Origin of the sequence: Anabaenopsis tanganyikae CS-531 (genome assembly GCF_029891675.1) — a bacterium.
Classification (GTDB): Bacteria; Cyanobacteriota; Cyanobacteriia; order Cyanobacteriales; family Nostocaceae; genus Anabaenopsis; species Anabaenopsis arnoldii.
Genome location: NZ_JANQDF010000147.1, coordinates 1 through 8,037 on the forward strand (window position 1 = coordinate 1; position 8,037 = coordinate 8,037).

At 42.9% G+C, this 8,037-nt stretch carries 5 protein-coding genes and 1 tRNA gene; 4 read left to right on the forward strand and 2 right to left on the reverse strand.

The annotated features are described in order from the left end of the window. The first annotated feature begins 486 nt into the window (after positions 1-486). The gene (locus NWP22_RS14370; RefSeq protein WP_271732075.1) at positions 487-933 is read left to right on the forward strand and encodes a tellurite resistance TerB family protein; all 447 of its coding nucleotides are present in this window, start codon (positions 487-489) and stop codon (positions 931-933) included. A 190-nt stretch (positions 934-1,123) separates the two neighbouring features. On the opposite strand, the gene NWP22_RS14375 is transcribed toward NWP22_RS14370, so the two are convergent. Together NWP22_RS14375 and NWP22_RS14380 are read right to left on the reverse strand one after the other, a co-directional pair. Continuing rightward, positions 1,124-2,368, reverse strand: coding sequence for a DUF4912 domain-containing protein (locus NWP22_RS14375; RefSeq protein WP_271732074.1), 1,245 nt, complete (start codon positions 2,366-2,368; stop codon positions 1,124-1,126). A 419-nt stretch (positions 2,369-2,787) separates the two neighbouring features. Beyond that, positions 2,788-5,055: an IMS domain-containing protein gene (locus NWP22_RS14380; RefSeq protein WP_280802022.1), complete on the reverse strand. Its 2,268-nt coding sequence runs from the start codon at positions 5,053-5,055 to the stop codon at positions 2,788-2,790. A 652-nt stretch (positions 5,056-5,707) separates the two neighbouring features. Between NWP22_RS14380 and pdhA the strand changes: the two genes are divergently transcribed. From pdhA to NWP22_RS14395, 3 genes are all read left to right on the forward strand, one after another. After that, the gene (gene pdhA, locus NWP22_RS14385) at positions 5,708-6,742 is read left to right on the forward strand and encodes a pyruvate dehydrogenase (acetyl-transferring) E1 component subunit alpha (RefSeq protein WP_271732072.1); all 1,035 of its coding nucleotides are present in this window, start codon (positions 5,708-5,710) and stop codon (positions 6,740-6,742) included. Between the two features lie 108 nt (positions 6,743-6,850). Next, positions 6,851-7,723 carry an aldose epimerase family protein gene (locus NWP22_RS14390; RefSeq protein ID WP_271732071.1) on the forward strand — a complete coding sequence of 291 codons (873 nt, stop codon included), beginning with the start codon at positions 6,851-6,853 and terminating at the stop codon, positions 7,721-7,723. A 55-nt stretch (positions 7,724-7,778) separates the two neighbouring features. Further along, positions 7,779-7,850: transfer RNA gene (locus NWP22_RS14395), tRNA-Lys, on the forward strand. Positions 7,851-8,037 lie beyond the last annotated feature (187 nt).

Below are 8,037 nucleotides of genomic sequence, written 5' to 3' on the forward strand. Positions count from 1 at the left end.
TAGCCCCTTAAAAGACCATTGTCCGGATAAAATCTTCCTTGTCCACTTTCCTTCCTTGTCTTCGGTGGTCTTGCCTTCACAGATCATATTAAAAACCTAACCTTGTAAGGAAGGGGGTGGGGTCAAATAATATTCGATACACTAATCATGACTTGACAAACATTCTCTAAACCCAGCATTAACTTTGCTGGGTTTTTTTTATCTTCTGTGTGGGAACTCCACCATAAACCCAGCTTTTTTTGGCTCCTGTATGTTAGTTAGTTCTGATTTTTGCCCAGAAGAGATTTCTTTTAACTCCCTAAAACAAAATTAAATATCTATCTTTTGATAGATGACATAATTCATGGAATTTATACTCAACGTAAATCTTATTTTTATGTGCCATTTTTCAACTATCAACTACGAATATTTGACATCAAAAACTATTGCCATTGACTTTAAAGGTGCTTATAATAACCATATTTACCAGGAGAAAACTTTCCTATTATGGGTTTATTCGGAAATAATTCTAATCTGCAAACACAAAATAATTCCGTCTTGGGACCTGCGGAAGCATTTGCAGCTATTACTTTGGCGACTGTTGCTGCTGATGGCTACTTAACAGACGAAGAAGCTCATACAATGATGGCAACTTTAAACCGAATGCATTTGTTTCGTAGCTACCCCAATGAAGTGCTAAGGAGGATGTTTGACAAGTTGTGCTCACTCATCAAACGCCAAGGATTTGATGGCTTTATTAAATTGGCAGTTTCCTCTCTTCCCCATGACTTATATGAAACCGCTTTTGCTGTAGCTACAGACTTGGCGTTAGCAGATGGTGAAGTAACTAAAGAAGAAGAAGACCTTTTAAATTATTTGTGGAAGTCTTTAGCAATTCCAGATGAAACAGCCCATAATATTGTCAAGGTAATGATGATCAAAAATAAAGGATAAGTCTGACATCAGAAAATTTTGTTTTGGGTAGCACAAACTCTTTTACTTCCATCAATGGGCTACATCTGGACCTCCAAGACAAACAAAACCCGCTATAAACTCCATATAGCGGGTAAGAACCTAAAATTTGAAAAAAAAATAGCACCTTATAATCATCAGACACTTAGCTAAACCATTCTCAAACGGCAACTTAGCTAAACCATTCTAAAACAGCCTCATCCTTAGTATTAGTATTCCGTGATGGAGTCTCACGATTAAACTTCATTTGAATTGACCTTGTTTGCTCACCATCAGCAGCTACAGCCACAATGGGATAGTCAATTAAACCATCTTGGAAAGACATCTGGAAGCGGAACGTACCATCAGGGTTGAGTTTAATTTCACGGTTACCAATAGTCACAGTAGCATCCGGTTCAGTAGCACCGTAAACAATCAACTCCGCATCAGCAACTAACCAGAACTTGCGAGGACGCACTGGTACAGCACCGACAGACATACCTACCCCAGACATACCTACCCCAGACATGGTTAAACCGGACATAGTGGGGACAGCCCACATACCCACACCAGAGGGGAAAACATAGGAACTCAAAGCCTCTTGGGGACCTGCAGAACTAGGTACTTGCTGCATAGAACCGAACAGAGAACCAGCAACCCGTTGAGCTTCAGCAGACTCAGCCAAGCCGAAAATTTGCTCGTATATAGCGTTACTGCTATCTTCCACAGCAGCCACAACTTTCTTCCCAGGGGGAACTAATTCGTAAACAGTTTTACCCCGCAGGTCTTCTTCAAAGTTGACAGTCACAAAAGCGTCTTCAATCCAGTCAGATGGATAAACAGGAGGAATGTGGACTCTTGCAGAACGTGCCAATACTAACCAACGACCGTCAGCAGTACGGTAGCCAATATCTACCACATAATCGCGATCGCTTACTGGAATAGGAATATACCATTCTCTTGCCAGTTCGTCGGCGGGGTACTCTTGAATACTGTGAGGACGTTGAAGGTCAAGATCCACATCGCTAACATCGTAGATGCGCAGTGCTAGTTGTTGTCCCCCTTGTTGTCGTAGTTCCGCCTTATGTTCATTGGGAATATCCCAGTAAGCATAAGCCCATTGAGGATCACGGGGTAACAGTACAATCCGGCTTTCACCATAACCTTGTGGTAGGTCAGCGATTCCTTCATCAACATCAGCCAGAGAACCACCAGTACGATCTTCTTGACCTAATTCAAATTTTGCTGCTTCCACGGTTTCCTGCGCCTCCAGTGAACGAGTTGGATTAAGGGATACTTTACTGTGTTGAACTTCCTGAATTGCTGCCAGCAGCTGAGATTTACGCATGCGGCTATAGCGGGAGATGCTATATTCACTGGCAACTTTACGTAGTTGCCTGAGTGTCATCTCCTCTAGTGGTGGGCGTTCTTTTGCCATAATTTTGGACTCCAGTAGTTTGTAAGGTAAATGACTTACCTGGGTGATATAATTTCCTATAAAATCAAATCTTATCTGTCCCAGATGAGTTTCTGATTCCCGACTTCTGGTTTTGCCCAGTTGTTAACTTTTTAGTTTTTTAGCCTTTCGATTCCTAGATGATGCCATGATCAGCATTTCTTTGGGATCGGATTACTTTTTTTATTAATTAAATATTAAGCAGTAAACCCGGGTAGGAATCAAGGGGGTTACAGGCGTTGTTTTGCCGGTTCTACCCATTTATCAACTGTTTGGGGATCGAATTGTCATGAAATCATGACAACCTGGCTGCATCGAGTAGGAGACCATAGAAGCAATGTCATGGACTCTTGACATTTGCGCTTAACTGAGTAATTTTAGTGCAGGTCAGTCAAACCAATCTAATTAATCACTGACATACCGTCGATGCGCCACCTATCCCCTTGTCGAATTAAAGAGTATCGCACCCGCAAAGTTTCATCCTTAAAATTTCTGATCTGTCCTAATTGATAGAACTGTGTTACCTCCCTGACCCTAGCCACCACTAAAGCCCGATCCGATTTTTGATCAACATATTCCAGATTCACAGTGTGGTGATATGTCCGATGGCGATTCTGTGACCTCTCCTGTTGCACAAGCCCCCGCCATTGAGAAATAATCGTATCTGTTAAAATCAGTGGTAAACCATCCAGGTTATATTTTGGACCCAAAGCCTCAGATTTAGTAGATAACCAAGTTTGAATCACTTCTTGGGCCATAGCATCACTCAGAGAACCTTTTGGGGGTTCCAACTCCCTAGTTGGGTCGGGGATATCGATTGGTGGTTCATTGAGTTGTACAGACAACTGTCCCCCTGACAAAATCGGCTCCGGGAATAACAAATTTTTTACCCATCCAAAGGTCGTAGAAACTAACAGCCAAATCAGTAAGATACCTACCAAAGAACCAAAGACAGTCAAAATAAGTCTTTTTTTTACCATCTTAGTGGGAATCAACCCAGTTTGCCTTTGAGGATAACCCCGGTTGACAGGTTGACGCGGCTTTCTTCTCCGCCGCTTTTTGACTTCAGGCGTGGACTTACTAGCACCATGGGGATGATGTTTCACCGCTTTGGCTCTAGGTTCATTCACCGGAATTTTACTTACATTATAGTTTGATTTAGTACTACGTGAAAATTTATCTGGCCGGGCGTTCCCACCAGTTGGGGTGAAGTGAGGATGTTCCTGTCTATGATGCTCTGGGATTTGTAACAAATCCACATTAGCTGTTTGACCTTGAGTAAATTTGAAAGAAACACCACTGGAATGAGCGCTCTCCCGGGTATCCAGGGAAAAAGACTGACGATTGATCACAGGGGATTGATCAGTAGTTACTGCGTCAGTAGGTAGCGCCTCTAAATAAGCTTGCACCTGTTGGTTAGCAAAATAATCTTTGAGCGAGGCTTGCTGCTTAGATAAATCTCGAAAGTGCAGGAATACTTCATCTTTTAACCACTGTTCCGCATACAAACATAGCCCCGGTAACAAGTCCGGAGAGTTCAGGGATTTTTCCCGAATAAAAGCCAGAGCTTCGTATTCTTGACTTAGTTCTAAAACCCGGGTGGACTCTTCGGTCTGCCCCAGTAGCAGAGCACACAAAGCTTGTTCTAAATGCACATCTTGACGCTTTCCTAACCGCATCAGCATTTGCCTAGCCTGACGGATTAAAGCCGGTTGACCTTGACTAAATCCCCGTGCTATGAGCGCATAAACTGTCAAGTAACTCGCAACAGCACAAGGGCGCTTGCTTTCCACTTCAAAGAGCTGATGCTGTTCTACAACCGTTAAATAGTTGCGTAATTGCTGAATAAAGCGCAAGAAATCATCTACATTCAGACCCGATTGATCATTACCACTGCCATCAATTCCACCGCGCTCATTTAACACCTCATGCAAAAATGCCAAGCCTTGTTGTCGTTGCTCAACTTTGTCTTCAGGTAATGCCAGCAATTCTAAAATCCGATAGGGACGCAATTTATACAAGTCAGCCTGGATTTCCGCCTGCACACTAGAAAATAGCCCTTCACGCTCTAGCATTTGTTGACCAGTTTCTAGAGAAACAGCCGCACTTTCATAGTGACCTTGCTGCCATTGCTCTCGCCCCAGTTCCAAACAAGCCAAAGCAACAGTCAGAACAACATCCGGGTAGTCAGAACTAGCAAGAAAATCTTCACTTTCGAGATTATTTGCCAGTTTGGCAGATATTACCTTGCTATTGTTGGTAAGGTAATTATTACCCAACTTCAGCACCAGTTCATATTCCCCGAGTTCCTGCAGAATCAATAAAGCACCAACTAATTCTTTTTCGGAAATCTCGATTCCCAGGCTCTGGATATCAGTATCAGTCTTCTTACTGGTTGTGTGGGTTCCCACGGCAACAGTAGCATTACCATTGCCGTCAGATCCATAGGCATGGGCAAGATAAAGCTGATCATAACTGCTACGTTCTTTAGGATTGGATAAAACCACGTAAGCTTCTTTTATAAGTTGTTTGCGAGCAGAAATTGCTGCCGGAGAATACTCCCGTCGTGGCAATTGGACAATGCGATCGCTGTACGACTGGCGCAACTGTTCATCACTTGCCGCTAACGGTAATCCCAAAATTCGGTAGTAATCTAGCGGAATTCGCACAGTCTACTTCCCCTGCACCGTGATCAACATAATTTACCTAGAGCATTCCAGGTATGTAAAACCGTGCCATAATCCTACACTGAATAATACCGTGAAGGATTTACATTATAAGTGTATAATATAACATTAGTTCTTTTGAATTTTACTGGTAAAAATTTGCAGTTGCCTAGAAACCGCCAATACCTTGTTGTAATTGTTAGTATTTCTGCCGGTAGTAACTCATAGATGCTAAACATCCTCAGCACTTACCCAGCTATGCAGTTAGAGAAAGTATCCTCAAAAAGGGTAGGTATCAATTAAATTAAATGAACAGCATTATAACATAAATAAATGGAATTTCCCAAAATATAGCTCCATACAGAAAATTGCCCCATGATTTTCTTTAAATTGTTCATGGATATGCAGAAACCGAGCTATCCTGATTGATAGCCTATAAACAGGAGTAGATCAGAGGTCAACTCCTCCCAGAGGGTGGGTAGAAAAATCAAAAATTCACTCATTGTTTCTCCTCTATTGCCTATAAACCTGTTTGGTGCCTAAATTTTGGTCGTTGACTTTAGCACATACTAGCTGATCAAAAACAGATATTGTCTGAAACCAACTTATTTGAGATGGTAAATTTCAGTTTTACTATAGGAATACTAAAAAAATAATGGTTCAAGAACGCACCTTACCTACATTTGACACCGCTACTACCAAAATCACCAAAGCAGAAGGGTTACGCTTGTATGAAGATATGGTACTAGGGCGCTCATTTGAAGACAAATGCGCCGAGATGTACTATAGAGGTAAAATGTTTGGTTTTGTCCACCTATACAACGGTCAAGAAGCCGTTTCTACAGGTGTTATCCAATCCATGCGACCCGGTGAAGATTTTGTTTCCAGCACCTATCGCGACCACGTTCATGCTCTGAGTGCTGGTGTACCAGCTCGAGAAGTGATGGCAGAGTTATTTGGTAAAGCCACAGGGTGCAGCAAAGGGCGTGGTGGTTCCATGCATATGTTTTCTGCCGAGCATGGACTACTAGGTGGTTATGCCTTTGTAGCCGAAGGAATTCCTGTAGCAGCAGGAGCAGCTTTTCAAACTAAATACCGCCGCGAAGTTTTAGGAGACCAAAACGCCGACCAAGTCACAGCTTGCTTTTTTGGCGATGGTGCAGCTAACAACGGTCAGTTTTTCGAGACCTTAAATATGGCAGCCCTGTGGAAACTACCGATAATTTTCGTAGTGGAAAATAATAAATGGGCTATTGGGATGTCTCACGAACGAGCTACCTCCCAGCCAGAAATTTACAAAAAAGCCAGTGTATTTAACATGGTTGGGGTGGAAGTAGACGGTATGGACGTGCTAGCAGTGCGCGCCGTGGCTCAAGAAGCTGTAGCCCGCGCCCGTGCTGGTGAAGGTCCCACATTAATTGAAGCCCTTACCTACCGTTTCCGGGGTCATTCCTTAGCAGACCCAGATGAAATGCGCAGCAAAGCCGAGAAGGAATTCTGGTTTTCCCGTGACCCCATTAAAAAGTTTGCCGCTTATCTGACTGAGCAAAACTTAGCCGACGAGGCCGAACTCAAGGCCATTGATGGCAAAATTCAAGCACTCATCGACGATGCCGTCAAGTTCGCTGAAAGTAGCCCCGAACCCGACCCCAGGGAGTTATATCGCTTCGTGTTCGCAGAAGACGAGTAGATTTCATTTACCTGGGTGTCTTAGTGTCTTGGTGGTGAGTACAATTCACTTTCATCACCAAGACCTAAACACAAAGATGATCCGCTCTACTATTAAGGACTAAAACTTGTGTTTACTATCACTGTTGAACAGCAACAATACAAGACTTACATCCTCACCGATGAAACCGCAGGCTCTCAAATAGAAGTCGTACCGGAAAGAGGCGGGATTATCACCCGGTGGCGTGTCCGCAACCAAGAAATTTTCTATCTGGATAGTGAACGCTTTACCCATCCCCAATTGAGTGTCAGAGGTGGAAATCCGATTCTGTTCCCTATCTGCGGAAATTTACCAGATAACATTTACACCTATAACGGGCAAAGGTACACTCTCAAACAACATGGTTTTGCTCGTGATTTACCTTGGGAAGTGACTCACCAGGAAACTCAAGATAAAGCTAGCCTGACTCTCCTACTCCAGAGCAATGACCAAACTAAAGCAGTTTATCCTTTTGACTTTCAACTCATTTTTACTTACGAGTTAAAAGGCAATACTCTAGAAATTAAACAGCAGTATCAAAATTTGTCATCTACACCCATGCCCTTTTCTGCGGGTTTCCATCCCTACTTTTTGACCAGTGGTGATAAGCATCAGCTACAGTTTCACATCCCCTCCCAAGAATATCAAGACCAATCTACTAAAGAAATTCACCCGTTTGATGGTAGTTTTGATTTTACCCGTGAAGAAATTGATGTCGGTTTTGGGGGTTTGACTAGCCAATCTGCCACAGTCATAGACCCCAATCGTCAACTCAAGTTAACTTTAGATTACGATCGCATTTATTCTCGTCTGGTGTTTTGGACCATCAAAGGCAAAGACTTTTACTGTCTAGAACCTTGGACAGCCCCCCGTAATGCCCTGAATACCGGCGAAAATCTGACGGTATTAGCTCCAAAAGCTAGCAGCACCGCATCTGTGAGATTAACAGCAAATCTTTTATAAAAATACTTGCTAATCCCAGAAGCCCATGTTATGATGACAAAGTTGCAAAACAAAAGGGTCGCTAACTCAACGGTAGAGTACTCGGCTTTTAACCGATTAGTTCCGGGTTCGAATCCCGGGCGACCCACTAGGAAAAATCACGTAAAATCTCTAAAATGATGTTTGTCAAGTCGTGATTAGTGTATCAACTATTGTTTGACCCCACCCTCTCCTTACAAGGGTAGGTTTTTAATATGATCTGTGAAGGCAAGACCACCGAAGACAAGGAAGGAAAGTGGACAAGGAAGATTTTATCCGGACAATGGTCTTTTAAT

Bases quoted from the DNA above. Each gene is read 5' to 3' on its own strand.
- NWP22_RS14375 (WP_271732074.1), bottom strand. From the start codon at position 2,368: ATGGCAAAAGAACGCCCACCACTAGAGGAGATGACACTCAGGCAACTA.
- pdhA (WP_271732072.1), top strand. From the start codon at position 5,708: ATGGTTCAAGAACGCACCTTACCTACATTTGACACCGCTACTACCAAA.
- NWP22_RS14370 (WP_271732075.1), top strand. From the start codon at position 487: ATGGGTTTATTCGGAAATAATTCTAATCTGCAAACACAAAATAATTCC.